Source organism: Kribbella sp. NPDC002412 (assembly GCF_053592935.1).
In genome coordinates this window covers 1-18087 of record NZ_JBSFBL010000074.1, presented here as the reverse complement: position 1 = coordinate 18087, position 18087 = coordinate 1, and the positions used below count along the sequence as shown (strand labels likewise).

28 protein-coding genes are annotated in these 18087 nt (G+C 67.8%); 14 read left to right on the top strand and 14 right to left on the bottom strand.

The genetic code is table 11. The annotated features are described in order from the left end of the window. Positions 1-30 precede the first annotated feature (30 nt). The 3 genes from ACWCOV_RS37220 (at position 31) to ACWCOV_RS37210 (ending at position 1140) form a co-directional block, all read left to right on the top strand. A complete protein-coding gene (locus ACWCOV_RS37220; protein ID WP_449834073.1) occupies positions 31-330 on the top strand; it encodes a hypothetical protein in 300 nt (99 codons plus the stop codon). Positions 331-536: 206 nt separating this feature from the next. Next, positions 537-917 carry a J domain-containing protein gene (locus ACWCOV_RS37215; protein WP_449834072.1) on the top strand — a complete coding sequence of 127 codons (381 nt, stop codon included), beginning with the start codon at positions 537-539 and terminating at the stop codon, positions 915-917. Continuing rightward, on the top strand, positions 904-1140 hold the full coding sequence (locus ACWCOV_RS37210; protein ID WP_449834071.1) for a hypothetical protein: 237 nt from the start codon (positions 904-906) through the stop codon (positions 1138-1140). Before ACWCOV_RS37215 ends, ACWCOV_RS37210 begins: the two co-directional genes overlap by 14 nt. On the opposite strand, the gene ACWCOV_RS37205 is transcribed toward ACWCOV_RS37210, so the two are convergent. Together ACWCOV_RS37205 and ACWCOV_RS37200 are read right to left on the bottom strand one after the other, a co-directional pair. After that, positions 1117-1446 carry a cupin domain-containing protein gene (locus tag ACWCOV_RS37205; RefSeq protein ID WP_449834070.1) on the bottom strand — a complete coding sequence of 110 codons (330 nt, stop codon included), beginning with the start codon at positions 1444-1446 and terminating at the stop codon, positions 1117-1119. The genes ACWCOV_RS37210 and ACWCOV_RS37205 overlap by 24 nt on opposite strands. A gap of 73 nt (positions 1447-1519) precedes the next feature. Continuing rightward, positions 1520-2068, bottom strand: coding sequence for a hypothetical protein (locus ACWCOV_RS37200; protein WP_449834069.1), 549 nt, complete (start codon positions 2066-2068; stop codon positions 1520-1522). A gap of 233 nt (positions 2069-2301) precedes the next feature. On the opposite strand from ACWCOV_RS37200, the gene ACWCOV_RS37195 reads away from it, so the two are divergent. Then, positions 2302-2736: a VOC family protein gene (locus tag ACWCOV_RS37195; protein ID WP_449834068.1), complete on the top strand. Its 435-nt coding sequence runs from the start codon at positions 2302-2304 to the stop codon at positions 2734-2736. 119 nt (positions 2737-2855) lie between these two features. Next, positions 2856-3206, top strand: coding sequence for a DUF6401 family natural product biosynthesis protein (locus tag ACWCOV_RS37190; protein WP_449834067.1), 351 nt, complete (start codon positions 2856-2858; stop codon positions 3204-3206). 69 nt (positions 3207-3275) lie between these two features. On the opposite strand, the gene ACWCOV_RS37185 is transcribed toward ACWCOV_RS37190, so the two are convergent. From ACWCOV_RS37185 to ACWCOV_RS37170, 4 genes are all read right to left on the bottom strand, one after another. Beyond that, positions 3276-4106, bottom strand: coding sequence for a mechanosensitive ion channel family protein (locus tag ACWCOV_RS37185; RefSeq protein WP_449834066.1), 831 nt, complete (start codon positions 4104-4106; stop codon positions 3276-3278). Positions 4107-4264: 158 nt separating this feature from the next. Next, entirely contained in the window at positions 4265-4468 is a 204-nt protein-coding gene (locus tag ACWCOV_RS37180; protein ID WP_449834065.1) for a hypothetical protein, read from the bottom strand. A 74-nt stretch (positions 4469-4542) separates the two neighbouring features. Further along, on the bottom strand, positions 4543-4842 hold the full coding sequence (locus tag ACWCOV_RS37175; protein ID WP_449834064.1) for a hypothetical protein: 300 nt from the start codon (positions 4840-4842) through the stop codon (positions 4543-4545). A gap of 262 nt (positions 4843-5104) precedes the next feature. Continuing rightward, positions 5105-5770, bottom strand: a complete 666-nt coding sequence (locus ACWCOV_RS37170; RefSeq protein ID WP_449834063.1) for a hypothetical protein — start codon at positions 5768-5770, stop codon at positions 5105-5107. Positions 5771-5968: 198 nt separating this feature from the next. Here ACWCOV_RS37170 and ACWCOV_RS37165 point away from each other — a divergent pair, with 198 nt between their 5' ends. Next, positions 5969-6994 (top strand): hypothetical protein, encoded by a 1026-nt coding sequence (locus ACWCOV_RS37165; protein WP_449834062.1) that lies wholly within the window; start codon positions 5969-5971, stop codon positions 6992-6994. Between the two features lie 59 nt (positions 6995-7053). On the opposite strand, the gene ACWCOV_RS37160 is transcribed toward ACWCOV_RS37165, so the two are convergent. Continuing rightward, on the bottom strand, positions 7054-7314 hold the full coding sequence (locus tag ACWCOV_RS37160; protein ID WP_449834061.1) for a WhiB family transcriptional regulator: 261 nt from the start codon (positions 7312-7314) through the stop codon (positions 7054-7056). A gap of 303 nt (positions 7315-7617) precedes the next feature. On the opposite strand from ACWCOV_RS37160, the gene ACWCOV_RS37155 reads away from it, so the two are divergent. Next, a complete protein-coding gene (locus ACWCOV_RS37155) occupies positions 7618-8130 on the top strand; it encodes a DinB family protein (RefSeq protein WP_449834060.1) in 513 nt (170 codons plus the stop codon). A 55-nt stretch (positions 8131-8185) separates the two neighbouring features. Here the strand turns inward: ACWCOV_RS37155 and ACWCOV_RS37150 are convergent, their stop codons facing one another. Continuing rightward, positions 8186-8683: a DUF2231 domain-containing protein gene (locus ACWCOV_RS37150; RefSeq protein WP_449834059.1), complete on the bottom strand. Its 498-nt coding sequence runs from the start codon at positions 8681-8683 to the stop codon at positions 8186-8188. 103 nt (positions 8684-8786) lie between these two features. On the opposite strand from ACWCOV_RS37150, the gene ACWCOV_RS37145 reads away from it, so the two are divergent. The 4 genes from ACWCOV_RS37145 to smpB all read left to right on the top strand — a co-directional run bounded on the left by ACWCOV_RS37145 (position 8787) and on the right by smpB (position 10612). Continuing rightward, the gene (locus ACWCOV_RS37145) at positions 8787-9206 is read left to right on the top strand and encodes a hypothetical protein (protein ID WP_449834058.1); all 420 of its coding nucleotides are present in this window, start codon (positions 8787-8789) and stop codon (positions 9204-9206) included. Positions 9207-9258: 52 nt separating this feature from the next. Then, the gene (locus ACWCOV_RS37140; protein ID WP_449834057.1) at positions 9259-9408 is read left to right on the top strand and encodes a hypothetical protein; all 150 of its coding nucleotides are present in this window, start codon (positions 9259-9261) and stop codon (positions 9406-9408) included. 65 nt (positions 9409-9473) lie between these two features. Further along, the gene (locus ACWCOV_RS37135; RefSeq protein ID WP_449834056.1) at positions 9474-10031 is read left to right on the top strand and encodes a hemerythrin domain-containing protein; all 558 of its coding nucleotides are present in this window, start codon (positions 9474-9476) and stop codon (positions 10029-10031) included. A 101-nt stretch (positions 10032-10132) separates the two neighbouring features. Further along, positions 10133-10612, top strand: coding sequence for an SsrA-binding protein SmpB (gene smpB / locus ACWCOV_RS37130; protein WP_449834055.1), 480 nt, complete (start codon positions 10133-10135; stop codon positions 10610-10612). 90 nt (positions 10613-10702) lie between these two features. Here smpB and ACWCOV_RS37125 read toward each other — a convergent pair whose 3' ends face one another. Continuing rightward, the gene (locus ACWCOV_RS37125) at positions 10703-11263 is read right to left on the bottom strand and encodes a DJ-1/PfpI family protein (RefSeq protein ID WP_449834054.1); all 561 of its coding nucleotides are present in this window, start codon (positions 11261-11263) and stop codon (positions 10703-10705) included. 216 nt (positions 11264-11479) lie between these two features. On the opposite strand from ACWCOV_RS37125, the gene ACWCOV_RS37120 reads away from it, so the two are divergent. After that, positions 11480-11740, top strand: a complete 261-nt coding sequence (locus ACWCOV_RS37120; RefSeq protein ID WP_449834053.1) for an ANTAR domain-containing protein — start codon at positions 11480-11482, stop codon at positions 11738-11740. Between the two features lie 48 nt (positions 11741-11788). On the opposite strand, the gene ACWCOV_RS37115 is transcribed toward ACWCOV_RS37120, so the two are convergent. After that, on the bottom strand, positions 11789-12670 hold the full coding sequence (locus ACWCOV_RS37115; RefSeq protein WP_449834052.1) for a sigma-70 family RNA polymerase sigma factor: 882 nt from the start codon (positions 12668-12670) through the stop codon (positions 11789-11791). Between the two features lie 78 nt (positions 12671-12748). Between ACWCOV_RS37115 and ACWCOV_RS37110 the strand changes: the two genes are divergently transcribed. Further along, the gene (locus tag ACWCOV_RS37110; protein WP_449834051.1) at positions 12749-13129 is read left to right on the top strand and encodes a DoxX family protein; all 381 of its coding nucleotides are present in this window, start codon (positions 12749-12751) and stop codon (positions 13127-13129) included. Positions 13130-13147: 18 nt separating this feature from the next. Here ACWCOV_RS37110 and ACWCOV_RS37105 read toward each other — a convergent pair whose 3' ends face one another. Continuing rightward, positions 13148-14038, bottom strand: coding sequence for an alpha/beta fold hydrolase (locus ACWCOV_RS37105; protein ID WP_449834050.1), 891 nt, complete (start codon positions 14036-14038; stop codon positions 13148-13150). A gap of 279 nt (positions 14039-14317) precedes the next feature. Here ACWCOV_RS37105 and ACWCOV_RS37100 point away from each other — a divergent pair, with 279 nt between their 5' ends. Next, a complete protein-coding gene (locus tag ACWCOV_RS37100) occupies positions 14318-15922 on the top strand; it encodes an alkaline phosphatase D family protein (RefSeq protein WP_449834049.1) in 1605 nt (534 codons plus the stop codon). A 30-nt stretch (positions 15923-15952) separates the two neighbouring features. Here ACWCOV_RS37100 and ACWCOV_RS37095 read toward each other — a convergent pair whose 3' ends face one another. The 3 genes from ACWCOV_RS37095 to ACWCOV_RS37085 all read right to left on the bottom strand — a co-directional run bounded on the left by ACWCOV_RS37095 (position 15953) and on the right by ACWCOV_RS37085 (position 18027). Continuing rightward, on the bottom strand, positions 15953-16393 hold the full coding sequence (locus ACWCOV_RS37095; RefSeq protein WP_449834048.1) for a DUF4383 domain-containing protein: 441 nt from the start codon (positions 16391-16393) through the stop codon (positions 15953-15955). Positions 16394-16501: 108 nt separating this feature from the next. Beyond that, positions 16502-17083 carry a hypothetical protein gene (locus tag ACWCOV_RS37090; protein WP_449834047.1) on the bottom strand — a complete coding sequence of 194 codons (582 nt, stop codon included), beginning with the start codon at positions 17081-17083 and terminating at the stop codon, positions 16502-16504. A 125-nt stretch (positions 17084-17208) separates the two neighbouring features. Continuing rightward, the gene (locus ACWCOV_RS37085; protein ID WP_449834046.1) at positions 17209-18027 is read right to left on the bottom strand and encodes an NAD-dependent epimerase/dehydratase family protein; all 819 of its coding nucleotides are present in this window, start codon (positions 18025-18027) and stop codon (positions 17209-17211) included. Positions 18028-18087: the final 60 nt, after the last annotated feature.

Genomic DNA, 18087 nt, shown 5'->3' with positions numbered 1-18087 from the left:
GTGCAGTTTGTTGTCGATGAGGTGAGATCGATGACGGCGACCGACCAGCACCAGACACTCGCCGAGGACGAGGTCTTCGTCGACCTCGTCCTGGGCGACGACGATCTGGTGCGTGCCGAGTTCGACGCGCTGATCGCTGCCTGCTGGGAGTCGCCGTCAGAACCGCCGCGTCGCAAGCCGTCGCCACCCGGCGGCGGATGGGCCGGGCGGCCACCACAGCTGTGGCCGCCATGGCACCGGTCCCCGCTCGCCGGCGGCGTCCCGGCGCGGCGGCCCCAGTCCAGGGAGCGTGGCCCTCCGCCGAACGGAGCCTCTGACGCCCCGATGTAGCCCGTGGCCACAAAGCCTGTGGGAGGTGGTAGCCCGATCCCGAGCGAACTCCTTGACCCGGTGATGCGGCCGCCCGCGCTGTCACACCCCTCGACGCGCGGCGGCACCGTGAACCCCGCCGCCTTGTCCTTCCTAGGACGACATCACTGCGGGCCGCCGCATCACCACCGGTCCAGCCCGATCCACTGGATAGCGAAAGAGCTGCCATGACCGCGCCGCCGCTCGATCCGTACGCGATCCTGGGCGTGACCGTCGAGGCCTCCGACGACGACCTCGACCACGCCTTCCGAGGACTCGTCCGGCAACTTCACCCCGACACCCGTACAGCAGCGTCCGACGACGACGCCGACCGGCGCCTGCAGGAGCTCCTCAACGCCTATGCCACCCTGCGCGACCCGATCCGCCGCGCCGCCTACGACCGGGCCATGGCCCGGGCCGCGGTACCCAGCGCTCCTTCGCCGCGGCCGCGGCGCTCCCAGGCCGCGCCCGCCCGTTACGCACCGATCCGGGTCGATCCGGCGATCCGGGTCGGCCCAGTGCGCTGGGAACCGCCAGCACAAGGAGGGAAACACGATGGCACCCGTTGACGACATCGAGACCTACTGCGACAACGGCGTCTGGAAGACCCGCTGGCGCAACAGTCCCAAACCATTCGCCGCCGGCGGCGGAAAGCAGCGCCAAGTCGTCCAAGGCGCCACCGTCGCGCAGTGGTACGGCGTCGACCACATCATCACCGCCCCCGATGGCACGGTCGCCGAACACAACTCGTACCGCTACCGCCAGCAGTCAGTGCAAGGCAACAGTCAGTAAGAGGACGGACGGTTCGAGGGCTTCGACGTCATGACGTTGGGGGGGTACGGCGACCAGGCCGCCCGGACCGAGCTCGATCTCCGCGTCACCGGCATGGACCAGCACACGACCCTGCAGGCACAGCAGCGAGGCGTCCCCGGGACTCTTGTGCTCTCCCATCATCCGGCCCGCGGCCAGCGCGATCACCGTTTGCCGGAGCCGGGCACCTGGCCTGCTGTAGACAGTCACCGAACTGCGCCCGCTGTCGGCTGACGCTGCCTTGCCAAGCAGATCAGCAGTTAACTGGTCGATCGACGCAACGTCCATCGCTCGATGATCGCACGACACCGGGCGGTCGTTCAGCTGCTCGAGCTGCGGACTGCCCCTGGATGAACCGCGCTCACGGCCGGCAGGCCGGCGCCTTCGCCAAGGCCGCGTCGGCTCGGGCGAACGCGTTGAGGTTCCTCGCCGCGCTCTCCCAGGCCGTGACCCACAGGTCCTGAGCATGTTCGGCACCGAAGTCGCCGGCTGCATGGGCTCGCATCATCGCGAGATGCGCATCCCAGTCGGCGCCGGCCGCACGCCCGCTCGCCGCGGCCACCTCGAGTGCGGTCAGCCGCTGTCTGCAGGCCGACGCCTCCGGGCTGGTCAGCCCGTCGCAGCCCCGTACGACCTTGTCGTAGCCGGCCTTGGCTCTGTCGAGTTGAGTGAGATCGGCCGGTCCGGCCAGCCGAGTCCGCTTCCAGATCTCTTTGGTCGTAGCTTCGGTGTTCTTCCCGGCCAGGAGATCCGTACGAGCCTGGACGTGCTCCTTCCAGTGCCCGGCAGCGATCCGCGCGGATCGCACCACCTCTTCGGCTGCGGCGACCTGGGCGGCGCACAGTACGGCGGCAGAGTCCGTCGCCTCGAACTCAGGCGACGAACCAAGCGTGCCGGAAGCCGACGACACGGTCCCCGGCAAGGACGAAGGTGGCTGACCGGTCCCTTGCTCGCTGTCCGGCTGCAATTGTGCGCCGACAACCACCACCACAGCAGCGATTCCGACAAATCCCACAGCGAGCAGAAGGCCGCTGCCCCAGCCTTTCCCGTGCGGTAACGCTCGTCTGGCCCGTGACATCGTGGCAAGCTCCCCGGTTGCTCGGTCGGCCCCGCCAAAGGAATGCTGCCAGGAATGCACAGAGAATGGCGAACGATTCACTTTACGAGACAGTAGCCATACAGTCGGTCAACAAAATCAGCTGGGAATCGGTGGTGGGTACCGGCGAGGCCATGGCGATCAACGCAGTACTGGCGGTGATACCGGTCGCGGAGATCGAGGACGCGTGCGACTGGTACGAGTTGTTCTTCGGACGGCCTGCGGACCGGCGTCCGATGGATTCCCTCGCTGAATGGCATCTCGCCGACGGCGGCGTCGTTCAGGTTTTCCACGATCCCGCAAAGTCCGGCCGAACGACGGTGAACTTCTTCATCGACGACCTCGACGATCGAGTCGAGGCGTTGACAGCCCAGGGCATCACGACGACAGACCCCGTGGTGGTGGCGAGCGGACGGCAACGCCTCGTCACGTGCCCGGATCCCGACGGGAACCAACTGGGCCTGCTCGAGCCCACCGACTGAGGTCTCCAGATCCGCGGGTTGGCCACCCGTTGACCGGATAGCGGCCAACACTGCGTCCTGATGCCTCTGAGCCGAACACGGCTTCCGGGCGCCGGAGCGGATCCGTAGCCTACTGAGGCATGACTTGGGTGCGGGCTCTGCAGGAGGCCAGGGCCAGACGAGAACTCGCCGTCCTCCGTGACCGGATCATGCCGGACCTGCGCTCCTTCGAGCCGGCGCTTCAGGCCGCGATCGACCAGCACGCGGCAGCCATCCGCGACATCCTCGGACTCACCACGGGCCGCTCCGGCCCGGTCGAGCTGGCCGCTTACGCCAACGGTGTCCGCGATGTCGCGGCCGAGCGTGGCTGGACGAGCGGACGCAGCTCCGCGGGCTCGGACTGGGTGACGATCCGGCTGCTCGCCGCGGTCAGTATGGCGTTTTCGCCGTACCGGGCCGGCCACGACCCGATCGACTTGCCGACGCCCTGAGACGAGCCGGCGTACCGCAGAGTTCTCGAGCGCTCCGCCCAGCGCTCGAGAACCAGTCTTCAGCCCTGATCAGATGTCCCGCGACGGCGGCGGATTCGTGGTCGGTCGGGTTGGTCGTTCTCCTTCGAGTCCGACGCCCAGCCCGGCCGCCGGCTCACTCGGCTGTGCACTCGGCTCACGCGGCCATTGGCTGCGCTCGGCGTCCTCACGACCGCGCTGGTAGGCCTCTTCGCGGGCGCGCGCGTTGGGGAAGTCCTGCTCGGCGCGGTCCAGCCAGCGTTCCCACCGCGGCTGCATCGGGCGAATCATCGCGCCGCCCATGCCGACGACGATCACCCCACCGACGGTGGCCAGGACCGCGATCAGGACCGGCGTCGTCACCGCGGTGGCCACACCGATCTGGTTGAGCGCCGCGATGATCCCCAGCGCGATGACGAAGATCTGAATCACCTTCGCCACCAGTTGCCCGTAGCTCAGGGCGGACAGGGCGCTGCCGACGAGGTCGCGCAGTGCGTTGGCAATCGCAGCCGCGACCACGACGATCACGATCGCGACGACCGCCCGCGGCAGCCAGTTGACAATTGATGCGAGCAGTTCACTGACCGGGTTCGGACCGAAGACACCGAACGCGAACTGCAGAGAGATCAGCAGTACGGCGTAGTAGACGAGCGCCGCGATGAGGCCACTGGCGTCGTACTTCGACTGCGCGAGCGCCCGGCCTACTCCGCCGCGTTCGACCGCTCGCTCGAAGCCGACCCGGTTGAGCACCACTTCGACGACCTTGCGCAGCGCCTTGGCCACCAGCCATCCGATGAGCAGGATGACCAGGAACAGGGCGAACTTCGGCAGGAAATTGATCACTGCGCCGACCGCGTCGTTCCACGACTGGGTGAGGTCCATCGTTCCGCTTCCCTTCGATCAGCCCGGCTGATCTCCCCAGCGGATCACGGGCGGCGGTGTGCGTCGTTCTGCGCCGCTGATTTGCAGAATTCGGTACCCACGCACAGCGCCTACAAACGACCGGCACCGCAAATACCGTGTGCGATGGAATGGGCGCGTTACGCGTCGGTCGACCGGTCCAGCTGTTCACGCCAGCCGTATGCCTGCTGCAGGGCTTGCACACGCAGCGACTCGAGCACGGCCGCAGCGAGCTCGGCCAGCAGCGGTCTCTGCTCTCGCCAGACGTCAGTCAGGGAGCGCGCGACGTCCTCAGCGGCAATCTCCGAGCCGCTCGCCGCTCGACCTTGGAGCTGCGCTCTCAAGTCTTCCAAGCTCGACAGCGCCAGCTCGACCCTGGCAGCGAACAGAGCGTCCGCCGACTGACCGGGGTCGCTTGTCACGGCTGCACAGGTGCGGGCCTGGCCCCGCCACCGCCGCCGAGGCCCTCGAGAAGCCGGATGAGCGCGTCGATCAGGTTGCGCAGCAGATCGCCGAGAATGCCGCCGAGGTCAACCCCGTCGAGCAGGCCCGCGATCGCGCACAGGAGATTGCCGAGGAGGTTGCCAGGTCCAGGTATCGCGGTGATATCGAGGACGACCTGGTTCAACTGCACGCGTAAGCCCAGGAGGTTCAGATCCAGCGGACCGAGCTCGAGGTGGAGAATGGGGCAGACCTCCGGCTGTGGAGGTGTGGTCATTGATGCCCTCCGTTCTGCACTGCCGCGGCAGGGCACCGCGGCAAGCGTTCCAGACCCACGTGGCCCACTGTCGAGTCTCTGCCGCGAACAGAGTCGACGCAACGACAAAAGCCGATGTATTTCGATTGAAATTCGCACCAAGTGTCGATTGTCCAGCACGCCAAGAATGCTTTCCCGGTGGCATGGAGTTCCAGGAAAGTTTTGCCGTCGAAAAGATTCGGTCAGCTGGCGTCTGCCGCCACTCCCGCACACCCGCTCGCCGTCAGTCGTCGTCACCTGCGCCGAGGCGGCTCAATCTCCCGTAGCAGTTGTTCCCTGCGGCGCCGCCCAGCAATGTGCCCAGCAGGGTGACGAGCAAGATTGCGATCAGCGCAGCCAGAGTCGCCAACGGACGATCTGCTTCGGCGATGGGCAACGACGGCCAGTCGACCTGCGCCACAACGTCGTACCTGCGGTCGACCAGGTAGCCCAGGCCGACCAGGAGGCCGACCGCGGCCCAGCCGAAGACCCACACGCCCAGGCCCTGCTGCTCACCATGCGATGGCACCATCCGCCCGCCGGCGTAGCCGCCCGAGAACGCGGCAATTCCCATCGTCAGAACGAAAACGATCCAGGCGCCGACATGAAGCCGGCCGTTGCCGGCCTCGTCCTCCGCCCACGCGGCAAGCTTGTCCCACCCGATCAGCGTGCAAACGGCGCCAACGAACAGCAACAGGAGTACGGCGGTGCCGCAAGCGACCAACCAGCCGAAGAATGCGGCGCCGAACGACGCGCCCGGCACGCGAGGCTCCTCCTCCAGGTACGGCTCATCGGCACCCGGTCCGGCGTCGTCCCCCGCGTCGTCGCCGATGCCCAGCAACTCATCCAGGCCGACCTCGATGACGTCGTACTCTCTGTCCCCGTGGACCGCGCCTCGCCGACGCACCATTGCCACTCCCTGACAAGCCCACCTGTCCCCCGGTACCCCGAAGAACCCCGGCGATGCGACTTCTGTTGACGCCGTCGGCGAGCATCCCCTCACATCCCTGGCGGTGCGGTCTATGCCGGTTCGAACTTCTTTCGAGGTGCCGGCGTCTGACCTCGCACGGTGCCCCTGGGAAGGGGCCATTTCGTCTGGGGGAAAGACATGATTCGACATCTGGCCGCCGTCGCGGCCACCGCCACGCTTCTCGTCACAGCGCTTCCGGCCGCCCAGGCCGCAGCCGCCGGCCCCGCCAGTCCAGCGAGCTGCACGAAGCGCGTCCTCAAGCTGCCGGCCGATTCCCTGCCCGGGTCGAGCGCAGCGCGTACGGCGGACCCGTCCGGCCGCTACCTCCTCGGCGAGGCGAATCGGGAGGGACGCATGCACGGCCAGGCCGTGCTCTGGGTGAACGGCGTACCGCGCTGGCTCGCTTCACAGCCTGACGGCGAGTCGTTCGCCTACTCGGTCATCGAGGGCGGACTCGTCCTCGGCACCACCAGCAGCATGACGAGAACCGACCACTGGATCTACTCGGTGCAGACCAACTCGTACCGGATCCTCGCGCCCACGAACCTGCAGATCAGCCAACTGACCGCAATGAACAACAACCAGGACATCCTCGGCACCGCCTGGGACGAGACGCTCGGCGAGAGCGTCCCGTTCGTCTGGCCGGCCGGCGGTCAGCCGCAGCTGCTGCCAGTGCCCAGCGGCCAGACCGTGTACGCCATGGACGACATCTCCGACGAGGGCCTGGTCGTCGGACGGCTCTCCCTCCCCGACGGCCAGCACACCAGCTACCTGTGGAAGTCCTGGAACGCCGCGCCCTCACGACTGCCCGGCATCAACGAGACCGGCGTCTGGGCACGTGACCTCGAAGGCGACTGGATCGCCGGCGGCGACACCGACATCGACGACGTCACCGGCCTGCTCTGGAACACCCGCAACACCAGTGTCGTGCAACTCGAGGACAGGGTGGTCGACCTCAACAGCTCCCGCGACGCAGTCACCGAAGGCCGCTTCGGCCCACTCGGCAACTACCCGTCGGTGATCATCAGGAGCGACGGCAGCAAGATCACGTTCCCCGAAGGCACCCTCCTGGAGCACATCTTCGAGCGCAACACCAGGTGGACAGCCGCCGGCTACGACGTCAGCTCCGGCGAACTCGTACCGGTCCTCTACGCCTGCAAGTAACCGCCACGCAAGTAAGCCCGCCTGCCCACCGACGGCCAGGCGGGCTTGCTCGTTCGGAGCTATCGCGGCAAGGATTCGGAAGCGTTTGGCTCGCGACGCCGGCGCTTCAGGTCTCGGCGCTCGAGCTCCGACAGTCCGCCCCAGACCCCGGCGTCCTGCCCGGTCCGCAGCGCCCAGTCCAAGCAGCTGTCGATCACCTCACACCGCCGGCACACCTTCCTCGCGGCCTCCACCTGCTGTACGGCGGGCCCGGTCGTCCCGATCGGAAAGAACAGCTCCGGATCCTCGCTCCGACATGCTGCTCTGAGCAGCCAATTCATGGCACACCAGCTCTCCTTCACGGGAATCGCCCGCCCTGTCCGACCGCGGCCGTTGGAGCGGCGGACCCGGCGCCGAGTCTGGGGCTCAGGACGCCAGGCCCACCGGCCTTGGGGCTCCGCGGCCGCCGCCGTACTCGCTGCTCGCGAGCCGACCCGGACATGGACGAAATCTCTTCTGAACCAGAGACAGAACTGCCCCCCGATTTGTGACACCCCAGGGTTTTCGGTCGCTCCCCGAGATCACAACCCCGGATCAAGTTGTCGACTGGTTGGCACGGGCGGGGTCTCGACGGAACATGAGTTATGGAGCGGAGTCTGGCGCACGACGAATGGGAGCGAGCGCGACGGGAGTTCCACGAGCTCGTCGAGCAGGCGGACGCCGCGGCGCTGCGCAGGCCTTCGAACGGCACGCGATGGAGCAACCGGCAACTGCTGTTCCACATGTTGCTCGGCTACCTGATCATTCGGGCGTTGCTGAGGCTGGTCCGGGTGTTCGGGCGCCTGCCCGGCGGGTTCAGCCGAGGCTACGCACGCATCCTGAACGCCGGCACGAAGCCCTTCGACGTGGTGAACTTCCTCGGGTCGTACGCCGGCGGCAACACGCTGACTCCGCAGCGGATGGCGATCACGTTCGACCACGTCATCGACAAGCTCCACCGGCGGTTGGACGCGGAGAGCGACGCGGACCTCGAGCGCGGCATGTACTACCCGACGCGATGGGATCCGTTCTTCAACGAGTACATGACGCTGGCCGACGTGTACCGCTTCCCGACCCAGCACTTCGACTTCCACCGCAGGCAACTCACCCTGGACTGATCCCGCCGACCAGTCCCGATACGTGGTACTGCGCTACGGGCCCAGCTAGCCGAGCTCAGCGGTAGCCCTCGCGCTGGGTGTCTTCGCCGGCGACGCGGACGCCGTAGTGGTAGGCGAGCTGGCCGCCCAGCCAGCCGGATGCGCCGAGGATCCCGACGCCGAACAGACTCAGCACGAAGCCGGCCACACTCGCCTCCTCGGAGCCCTGCCCGGCGCGGATCGCGAAGCTGATGACGAAGAGCGCCACCACGATCAGATTCAGCGTCATGTGCGTCAGGCCGGTCCGGAAGACCTTCGTGCCGCGCGGGATGGCGAGCAGATCGATCAACCCGAAGACGGCGGCGAGCAGGGCGCCGACGACGCCGATGCCGACCAGCCAGTAGGCGCCCTCGGCGAAGACTGCCTCGTCGGTGCTGATCAAGGCCACGAGGTCGAAGACGACACTGGCCACCCAGGCCCCGATCGGTACGGCGACCAGCACCGGGTGGAACGGATGACCGTACGGCCCGGCCAGTATGGACTTGGGGCGCTTCGCCCGCTCGAGCTCATCCATCGTGGGTTCTCCAGATCCGCGGCGCGAGGTACGTCGCCTCTATCGCCAGTACCCACTGTCGATAGAAATCACCCGAGGTTCGAGCGGTGGGTACCGCGCTGGCATGAGTGAGTTGCCGGAGAGATTCGAGCGTCCTGAAGGGGTCGACGCGCCGACTGTCGAGGCGGTCGGAGCCTTGACGCTCGCGATGGAGACTGTGATCCGGGCGCGGGGCGCGCTGTACGAGTTCCACCAGTTGACCGGCAAGGCCGACAACGAGGTGATCAGGGCGGTCGGCATGCTGCGTCGCGCGGGGCACGACGAGGTGGCCGACGAGGTCGAGCGGGAGATTGCCGGACGCAACGTGAACGACCGGCGGTGGACGTTCCAGATCGTCGAGGACTACGAGCGGACGTACTACGAACCGTTCGTCGAGCGGCACCGCCAGATCCGCGACCGCCTCGTCGACGGCCGCCCGCACCAGCGTGAGGCCGAGATGAAGGAACGCCGTACCACGCCTGGCGAACCCGGCCACGGCTTCTGATTGACGCACGAGCCCGCGGGAACCGGGGTGGCCGGCAACCCTGGAGGCGACGATGAGCTTCGACCGTCCCGATCCGGACGACAAGCAGGTCACAGACACCGAGCAGAACGAGGCGCCGGAGGACGACGCCGTACGACGTCCGCCGAAAGAGCAGGACGTGACGGGCGGCGAGCAAGGCGATCCGGTGGAGCCACCTGACTGACCCGTCCGGAAGAGGTGTGGCAAGGGGTACAGGGCGGATCACGAAACCACGAAAGGGGCAGGGAAATGACGGCGGACGTAGTTGACCTGATCATGCAGGACCACCGCGAGGTGGAGCGGCTGTTCGACGAGCTCAAGGACAGTCCGGAGAAGCGACCCAACCTGCTTCCGGTGCTGACCACGCTGCTGACCGCGCACAGCCGGGCCGAGGAGGCCGAGGTCTACCCGGTCGCCGCCAGCGAGGCGGGTGAGAAGGAAGAGGTCTCACACAGCCAGCAGGAGCACATCGAGGCCGACCAGCTGCTGGCGAAGCTCGCGGCGACGGATCCGTCCTCCCCCGAGTTCGAGACCGTGCTGCAGAACCTGGTCGACGCGGTCTCCCACCACGTCGAGGAAGAGGAGACCAAGGTCCTGCCGGGCATGCGCTCCAACCTGTCCGACGAACGGCGGGCCCAGCTCGGCGAGGCGTTCGTTGCCAGCCGCAAACAACACCTCGGCGAACAGCCCGGCGACATGACCCGCGAGCAACTCGCCCAGCAGGCCAGGAACGCCGAGATCTCCGGCACCTCGGGCCTCTCGAAGGACGAGCTCAAGCAAAAGCTCGAGAGCGAGGCCGGCGGGTAACGCCGACCTGACACCGCATCGATCCCCGGCTCCTCCCCAGCCCGGCCACAGCTCAGTTGGCTCGTAGGCCGGGCTGTCGGGCGGTGGGGCAGAATTGCCGTGTGAAGAAGCCCGAGGTCGACCCCGTGGTCGCGCGCAACCGCAAGGCTGCCCACGACTACCAGCTGGGCGAGTCCTGGGAGGCGGGGATCGTGCTGCAGGGTCTCGAGGTGAAGGCGCTCCGTGCCGGCCGGGCGTCGCTGGTCGGAGGCTTCGGCATCGTCGAGAACCGGGAGCTCTGGCTGCACGGCGTGCACATCCCGCAGTACTCCCAGGCCCGCTGGTTCAACGACGGCTCCCGCCGCAAGCGGAAGCTGCTGCTGCATCGCGCCCAGATCGACAAGATCGAGCGCAAGGTCAACGAGGGCGGCCTGACGATCGTCCCGGTGACCCTCTACTTCAAGGATGGTCGCGCGAAGGTGGAGATCGCCCTGGCCCGCGGCAAGAAGACCTGGGACAAACGCCACACCCTCGCCGAACGCGAGGCGACCCGGGAAGCCGAGCGCGCACTCAGCCGCCGCCGCAAGGGCCGCCCGGACTGATGCCACAAGGCCGCCCGGGGCCGCTGCAAGGCGGCCCCGGGCGTCGGCCGGTTGCCGGCGGGTTGTCCGTCGGCGACCAGGGCCCGAGAGTTATGCCGGTGCGTGCTCCTTCAGGATCGTCATGAAGGCGCGCATCCAGCCTGGGTGATCCGGCCACGCGCGACCCGAGACGACATTGCCGTCGACCACAGCGTCACCGTCGACCCACTCCGCACCACCGGCACGGATGTCGACCGCCAGCGCCGGATAGGCCGAGGTCTTCCGCCCGTTCAGGACGCCGGCAGCCGCAGCGACCAGCGGGCCGTGACACAGCTGGGCAACCGGCTTCGACTCGCCGTAGAAGTGCTGGACGATCCGCTGACAGTCCACGTCGTTCCGGATGTACTCCGGCGCGCGTCCACCCGGAATCACGACCGCGACGTACTCCGCCGGATCCACGTCGGCGAACGCCACGTCAGCCTGCCAGGTGTGCCCTGGCTTCTCGGTGTACGTGTCGAACCCGTCGACGAAGTCGTGCACCACGAACTGCAACTTCTTCACTTCCGGCGCAGCCACGTGTACCTCGTACCCCTCCTCCAGCAACCGCTGGTAGGGGTAGAACACCTCCAGGTCCTCCGCGGCGTCGCCCGTAAGAATCAGCACCTTCGCCATCCCACCGTCTCCTTTCAGCCACCCTCCACCTGCCAGCCTCTGCCGCGCCCCAACCCGGGTCAAGACCGGGAACTCCACGCAAGTCACCGGCATCCACCCAGTCCGAGCTGTGAGGCGCAGGAATAGGCGGGCGGGCAGATGGGAACCGGGAGGGGCCGGCCGGAACTGCCACGACGGTTGAAGGATCAGCCCTGAGTAGTGGCCCCAGCGCGCGGCATGAGTGAGGCTGTAATGAAGAGGGCCGTCTGCGTCGACGAGGCCGTCAGCGTTCTGATGGGATGCTTCGGCATCGACGCCACGGAAGCGGAAACGATCCTGCGACGGTGGTCCGCGGACAACCACAGCTCGGTGGTCACCGTCGCTCACGTCCTCGTCCATCAAGTGTGGCGTGGTGACGAACCCCCGAGCGACCGTCGACTCGCACGCGCCGTCGAGGAGCAACTCCGCCGCCTCCCCGGTCCCGCAGACCACAGGTGACGGAGTGCCTGCGGCTGGTCGCGGCCGGGCAGCGGCTTGTTCGCGCTCCTAGTCGGGGCGTCCGGGGAGGTACATAGCGGCGAGTTGGCGTGGGTCGCGTAGGGACGTGAGCTCGACGATCCGCCCATCGACGACCTTGCACGTCAGGACGCCCAGGGGTTTGCCGTTCGCGGCCCAGGCGACGATGCCCGGCTCGCCGTTGACGAGGACGGGTTGCACGGACGCCTTGGCGTACGCCCCGCGCCGAGCCTTCGCCGCCACCTCCGTCGCTCCGAGCTGGACGACCACGCCGTGCGCGGTGTGGGTGCTCCACTTCACCTGCGGGTCGAGCACCCTCAGCAGCCGTTCGAAGTCTCCGTCACGGGCCGCGGCGAGAAACGCATCCAGTACAGCCCGCCGCTCTTGCCGTTCGCCGTCCGGGCGAGGTGTCCCCTGCACCTTCCGCCGAGCGCGGCTGGCCAGCATCTTGGTGGCGTCTGTGGACTTGCCGATGATCTGACCGATCTCCTCGAACGGCACCGCGAACATGTCGTGCAGCACGAGAGCGAGCCGCTCGGCGGGACCGAGGCTGTCGAGTACGACGAGCAGCGCCAGCCCGACCGAGTCAGCAAGCAGCGCGTCGTCCTCCGGCGACGAGACGTTGTCCTCGGTCACGAAGAACTCGGGCAGCTCGTCGTCGGGTGATGCCACCGGCCGGGCCCTGCGTGAGCGCAGCACGTCGATGCACACCCGGCCGACCACGGTCGTCAGCCAGCCGGACAGGTTGTCGATCGAGGCCGGGTCCTGGCGCGCGAGCCGCAGCCAGGCCTCCTGTACGGCGTCCTCGGCGTCCGCCCGCGAGCCGAGCATCCGGTAGGCCATCGCCACCAGCCGCTCGCGCTCCTCCATGAACGCTTCCGCGATGGCGTTCTCCCGGTCCGGTCCGGTCATCTGTTACCTCCCACCTACATGTTCCGTCATGGGTGATGACGGGCCGGGAAGGCCCGAGGTAACCGACAAGGAGAAATCATGAACCTCGCTCTGTGGATCGTCGCCGGCCTGCTGGCCGCCGTCTTCACCTTCGCGGGCGCCAACAAACTGTTCATCCCGTACGAGAAGCTGGCCAAGGCTCACGGTGGAGGCTGGGTGAACCAGTTCAGTCCGGGCTTCGTCAAGGCCCTCGGAACCGTCGAGATCCTGGGCGCCATCGGCCTCACTGTACCGGCCGCCCTCGGCATCGTTCCGGTCCTCGCACCGCTGGCCGCCGTCGGACTGGCGACGATCATGGTGGGCGCGGCGATCGTGACCTCCCGTCGTCACGAGCGCGCCCACGCGGCCCTGAACCTCGTGTACTTCGCCCTCGCCGTCTTCGTCGCCGTCGGCCGCTTCGGCCCCGAGTCCTTCAGCTGATCGCGCGTAACGCGCATGTCACCTGGATTCGTCTGCCGCGCAAAGGAAGCGGGTCAGGCTCCGAGCCAGCTCCTCGCGTGCCTGCTCCGCGATGTGATGGGTGGACTTGATGCCGTGCCCCGCGACCTCGCGGCACCAGGTTCGCCAGACTTCGACCGGGTCTCCGCAGAGCTGTTCCATGTCGTCGTCGGTCGACCACAGCACCAGCGTCGGGCACTCGATCCGGCGACCGGCGGCCCGGTCATCGGCGTCGTTGCAGCGATCGACACCGAGGCCGGCGCGATAGTCCTCCAGCATCGCGTGAACCGTTGCCGGATCACGGATCGCAGCCAGGAAGTCCGCGTGGTTCCCGGGCCCGAGGACCTGCGGTGTGTTCGTGGTCCAAGCGCCGTACCAGGTCTCCGGATCGGCACAGATCACCCGCTCCGCCGGATTCTTCCACTGCGCGAAGAACCACCAATGCCACCACGCGGCGGCGAACTCGGCTCCACACCGCTCCAACGCCTCGACTATCGGTACGCTGTCCAGCACGGCCAGCCGGGACACCCGCTCCGGATGATCCAGGGCGGCTCGATAGGCGACGTACGAGCCGCGATCGTGCCCCGCGACGGCGAACCGCTGATGCCCTAGAAGTTCCATCAAGCCAACGACGTCACCAGCCATCGCCCGCTTCGAGTACGGCGTATGGTCCGCATCCGTCACCGGTTTCGCCGACCCTCCGTACCCCCGCAGATCCGGACACACCACGGTGAACCCCGCATCCACCAGCCGGGGAGCGACGGCGTACCAGGTCGTATGCGTCCGCGGATGACCATGCAACAACACCACCGCCGGCCCGGAACCCCCGTACCGCACCCGTACCCGGACCCCCGTGACGTCGACCTCATCCAGAACGAACCCCTCGAACATGCACCCGCCGGTACCCAGACCAACTCAGGAGCGCCCGTCTAGGAGCACGATCAGGAGGCCGCTGACGACGAGCATGGTCACCGATGGGAGGCAGCCACCGCTGCCCAGCTGCTCGCCGCCCTGGTCAACACCTGACTTGTCAGTTAGATGAGCAGAGTTCGATTCGAGGTTGCGTTTTGTTGACCGGCCGCACGTGAGTCCTTGACACCGTCCCGTCTCGGCTTTGTCAACCACTCACGCCGCGCCCCGTGCGGCCGGCCACGGAAGGATCGAGCGCGCATGAGCCGTCCCGATGCCTCGCACCACTCGTCCTCGGAACTCAGCCGACGCAAGCTGCTGGCGATCGGAGGCGTCGGCGCCGCCGCCGCGATCGTCGGAACCGAGCTCGCCCAGCCGTCGACGGCCGCGGCGCTCCCGCCCCAGCTCGACAACCCCTTCCGGCTGGGCGTAGCGTCCGGCGACCCATCGCCCGACGGAGTCGTACTGTGGACCCGCCTGGCGCCCGACCCGCTCGCGGAAGACGGCAGCGGCGGCATGCCGGCCCAGTCCTTCGGCGTGCGGTACGAGATCGCCGAGGACGAGCGGTTCACCCGCATCGTGCGTCGCGGTGCCGTCGAGGCCACGCCGGAACTCGGGCACTCCGTCCACGCCGAAGTCTCCAGGCTCAGGCCGGGACGCGAGTACTTCTACCGCTTCAAAACCGGCCAGGCGATCAGCCCGGTCGGACGGACCAAGACCGCGCCCGCCTACGGCGCACCGGTCTCCCGGCTGCGGCTCGCCGTCACCAGCTGCCAGAACTACCCCGCCGGGTACTTCGTGGCCTACCGCGACATCGTCGCCCAGGACCCGGACCTCGTCGTCCACCTCGGCGACTACATCTACGAAGGGCCGTCCGCGGGCAATCCCGCCATCAACCGCGCGCACGTCCCGCCGGTGGAGATCACGAACCTCACGCAGTACCGGATCCGGCACAGCCAATACAAAACAGACCCCGCGCTGCAGGCAGCCCACGCGAACCTGCCCTTCCTCGTGATCCCCGACGACCACGAGGTGACCAACAACTACGCCGACAGCATCGGCGGCGGCGACTCCGGCGCCGCGTTCCTGGCCCGCCGCACGGCCGCCTACCAGGCCTACTACGAGAACATGCCGCTGCGCCGATCCTCCCTGCCCGCGGGCCCGAACATCCAACTGTTCCGACGGTTGCAGTACGGCGACCTCGCCCAGTTCCATCTGCTCGACACCAGGCAGTACCGCTCCGACCAAGCCACCTGGAACCCAGCCCAGGCCGTCGGCGGCTACTCCCCCGGCGCACTCGACCCGGACCGCACGATCCTCGGCGACGCCCAGGAGCAATGGCTCCAGCAAGGCCTGTCAAGCTCCAAGGCCCGCTGGAACATCATCGCCAACCAGACCAAGTTCGCGCCGTTCGACCGCAAGGCTGGAGCCGGCCTCGAGTACTCCTCACAGGACAGCTGGGGCGAGGGCTACGTCACCGACCGCAACCAGCTACTGGGCTACATCGCCGAGCACCGGCCGTCCAACCCGGTCGTCATCACCGGCGACGCACACCGCAACTGGGTGTTCAACCTCAAGGCCGACTTCAGCGACCCGACCTCCGAGACGCTGGCCACGGAGTACCTCGGCACCTCGATCAGCAGCGGCGGCGACACCACCCCCAACACCGTGTACGGGCCCACTGCGGACAACCCGCACCTCATGTTCCAAAACAACCAGCGCGGCTACATCCAAGTCGAAGTCACCCCAGACCAGTGGCGAGCCGACTTCCGCGTCTCCGACACCGTCCTACAACCGGACGCACCCCTCTACACCCTCGCCACCTTCATCACCGACAACGGCAAGCCAGGAGCACGACGGGTGTAAGCGGACATGCCACCGGCATCTCTCGCGCCGCTACGCGCTCGGGGAGCGAGTAGCGGTCCGGGTGACGCCACGGGCCAAGGCGACGCCGAGCCCGATCATCGCGGCGCCGAGCACGAGGTGGAGCCAGTTGTCGGCGGTGTTCAGCGGAACGAAGTTGGCGGCACTGGTCTGGTCGATGATCAGGCCGTAGACCCACAGGACCAGGTAGACGATGCCGCCGCCGATCAGGTAGTTGCGGGCGCCGGTGGCGGAGCGGGCCAGGGCGAGGCCGACGACACCGAACAGCAGATGGACGATGTTGTGCAGGATGGAGACCTGGAAGAGTCCGAAGAGTTCCGCCTCGGAGTGGTGGCCCCCGAACCTCATGGTGTCGTAGTCGGTCGTGATGCCGGGGATGAATCCGAGAACCCCGACGGCCAGGAAGGCGATGGCAACAACGGTCGCGCCTTTCTGCACCGGCGTTGCGGTCATGGAGTGTGCGTTCGAATCGGTGTGTGACATTTCCCTGTTCCTTCTGTGTTCCGGACCGCCAGGCCCGAGTGCGTGGTACGGCGGTTGGCCGTGCTTGTTTGTTCCGTGTCAGCCGCACGGTGGCGGGGCGGCATGTCCTTGACGGCTACCGGAGTAGGCGCGTTCGCGGAGCCCGCGAAGCCAGCCCGGCGCCGGGAGTGCGCCGGGAGGGTGGTTCAGGACCGGGTCGAAAACGAGTCCGCCGTCATCGACGCGTTCGCGCAGACTCAGGCGGCCGATCTGGTGCCAGCCGGCAGTTTCGTCGCTGGTGTGCAGGGTGAAGCTGGGCGGTCCGGTGCGCTCGAGTTGGTGGATCGATGCGTGCCCGATGGAAGGACCAGCCGGGATCAGCATCAGCCACCACCAGCGGCCGGATGATTCGTACGGCGCCAGCGTCCCGTAGCGGGCGGCGCTCCAGTCCCGGGTGGGCCTGGGCAGCCAGCGAGTCCACATGCCATCGCCTGCGCTGGAGAACAAGAAGTCAGCCGGCTCGACTGACTCGGACTGGTCGAGTCGCAGGGCCAGGCCGAGGACGTCCGGCCATCGGCCTGGTGTTCCGGCGCCTTTCGAGAGCCGCACCGTGGTCAGGTGGTCGCCTTGCGGAAGCAGCGGAGTCTGCTGGTCGACCGTGAGACGCGCGGCGAAGGTCATGCCGCGCGGATGAACTGCGGGGGCTCGCCGCAGCCGCGCCATGGTGCGGAAGATCGCCGAGAACCCGTGCGCCGGCGCGTGTGTCAGCCGTTGGACTGTTCCCGTCAGGCTCACCACTTCGGGCCTCATGGTTGGCGCCGATGACTGATCGGACCGCGGCTCAGCAGCTCGGACACCTCACTCAGCACGGTCCGCTGCCGCAGTACGGCGGTGGAGCCGGTCGCGGCGTGCTTCATTCCTTCGAGGATCTCCCGCAGCACGCCGTACGCGTCGATCGTCGGTGACCAACCGAGCTCCCGCTCAGCCCGAGAGCTGTCCAGGGCCGGCGCGGCGCATCCCAGGTCCAGCCAGCCCGGTGAAACCGGCTGCAGCCGTGCCTGCCATGCGGCCGACATCACTGCGCGGACCACGCGAGCAGGGGTTTCGATCCACCGGGCACCGAGCGCCTCGGCAATCATCGCCGAGGTCACCGGCGTCGCGGCGGCTAGGTTGAACGCGCCTACAGCTCGCTGCTGCAAGACTCGCACTACCGCGTCCGCGACGTCGTCGGCGTGCACCATCGCCACCGTCAACCCGGCAGGCATCGGCAGCACCGGTACCGCACCGATGGCTCTGGCCGGCAACAGCACCGGCAGCGCGTAACGCAGCAACGCACTGCCGGCGGAGCGCTGGCCGATGATCCCGGGCCGCATCCGGGCGACCGCCGTACCGTGGGAGGACTGCACGAAGGTGTCGAGCAGTCTCTCGGCGGCGGCCTTGTGGCGGCTGTACGACGAACTGGCCACGCCTCCGACCGGATAGTCCTCATCCACCGGACTGGTGTCACGTTTGGGTGAGTAGGCCCCCACCGACGACATGTGCACCACCTGGCCGACATCCATGGCCCTACTCGCATCGAGGATCCGTTGCGTCCCACCGACGCCGACTGCCTCCAGGTAACGCACCTGGTCTGGTCGAGGACCGCGGTGACCACACAGCGGTGCGCGTAGCTCTTCAGGCCCTCG

Bases quoted from the DNA above. Each gene is read 5' to 3' on its own strand.
- ACWCOV_RS37120 (WP_449834053.1), top strand. From the start codon at position 11,480: ATGAGTGAGGCTGTAATGAAGAGGGCCGTCTGCGTCGACGAGGCCGTC.
- ACWCOV_RS37205 (WP_449834070.1), bottom strand. From the start codon at position 1,446: ATGGACGTTGCGTCGATCGACCAGTTAACTGCTGATCTGCTTGGCAAG.
- ACWCOV_RS37195 (WP_449834068.1), top strand. From the start codon at position 2,302: ATGGCGAACGATTCACTTTACGAGACAGTAGCCATACAGTCGGTCAAC.
- ACWCOV_RS37115 (WP_449834052.1), bottom strand. From the start codon at position 12,670: ATGACCGGACCGGACCGGGAGAACGCCATCGCGGAAGCGTTCATGGAG.
- ACWCOV_RS37095 (WP_449834048.1), bottom strand. From the start codon at position 16,393: ATGACCGCAACGCCGGTGCAGAAAGGCGCGACCGTTGTTGCCATCGCC.
- ACWCOV_RS37140 (WP_449834057.1), top strand. From the start codon at position 9,259: ATGAGCTTCGACCGTCCCGATCCGGACGACAAGCAGGTCACAGACACC.
- ACWCOV_RS37155 (WP_449834060.1), top strand. From the start codon at position 7,618: ATGGAGCGGAGTCTGGCGCACGACGAATGGGAGCGAGCGCGACGGGAG.
- ACWCOV_RS37135 (WP_449834056.1), top strand. From the start codon at position 9,474: ATGACGGCGGACGTAGTTGACCTGATCATGCAGGACCACCGCGAGGTG.
- ACWCOV_RS37100 (WP_449834049.1), top strand. From the start codon at position 14,318: ATGAGCCGTCCCGATGCCTCGCACCACTCGTCCTCGGAACTCAGCCGA.
- ACWCOV_RS37145 (WP_449834058.1), top strand. From the start codon at position 8,787: ATGAGTGAGTTGCCGGAGAGATTCGAGCGTCCTGAAGGGGTCGACGCG.
- ACWCOV_RS37125 (WP_449834054.1), bottom strand. From the start codon at position 11,263: ATGGCGAAGGTGCTGATTCTTACGGGCGACGCCGCGGAGGACCTGGAG.
- ACWCOV_RS37165 (WP_449834062.1), top strand. From the start codon at position 5,969: ATGATTCGACATCTGGCCGCCGTCGCGGCCACCGCCACGCTTCTCGTC.
- ACWCOV_RS37215 (WP_449834072.1), top strand. From the start codon at position 537: ATGACCGCGCCGCCGCTCGATCCGTACGCGATCCTGGGCGTGACCGTC.
- ACWCOV_RS37175 (WP_449834064.1), bottom strand. From the start codon at position 4,842: ATGACCACACCTCCACAGCCGGAGGTCTGCCCCATTCTCCACCTCGAG.
- ACWCOV_RS37105 (WP_449834050.1), bottom strand. From the start codon at position 14,038: ATGTTCGAGGGGTTCGTTCTGGATGAGGTCGACGTCACGGGGGTCCGG.
- ACWCOV_RS37160 (WP_449834061.1), bottom strand. From the start codon at position 7,314: ATGAATTGGCTGCTCAGAGCAGCATGTCGGAGCGAGGATCCGGAGCTG.
- ACWCOV_RS37220 (WP_449834073.1), top strand. From the start codon at position 31: ATGACGGCGACCGACCAGCACCAGACACTCGCCGAGGACGAGGTCTTC.
- ACWCOV_RS37150 (WP_449834059.1), bottom strand. From the start codon at position 8,683: ATGGATGAGCTCGAGCGGGCGAAGCGCCCCAAGTCCATACTGGCCGGG.
- ACWCOV_RS37190 (WP_449834067.1), top strand. From the start codon at position 2,856: ATGACTTGGGTGCGGGCTCTGCAGGAGGCCAGGGCCAGACGAGAACTC.
- ACWCOV_RS37210 (WP_449834071.1), top strand. From the start codon at position 904: ATGGCACCCGTTGACGACATCGAGACCTACTGCGACAACGGCGTCTGG.
- ACWCOV_RS37110 (WP_449834051.1), top strand. From the start codon at position 12,749: ATGAACCTCGCTCTGTGGATCGTCGCCGGCCTGCTGGCCGCCGTCTTC.
- ACWCOV_RS37090 (WP_449834047.1), bottom strand. From the start codon at position 17,083: ATGACCTTCGCCGCGCGTCTCACGGTCGACCAGCAGACTCCGCTGCTT.
- ACWCOV_RS37185 (WP_449834066.1), bottom strand. From the start codon at position 4,106: ATGGACCTCACCCAGTCGTGGAACGACGCGGTCGGCGCAGTGATCAAT.
- ACWCOV_RS37170 (WP_449834063.1), bottom strand. From the start codon at position 5,770: ATGGTGCGTCGGCGAGGCGCGGTCCACGGGGACAGAGAGTACGACGTC.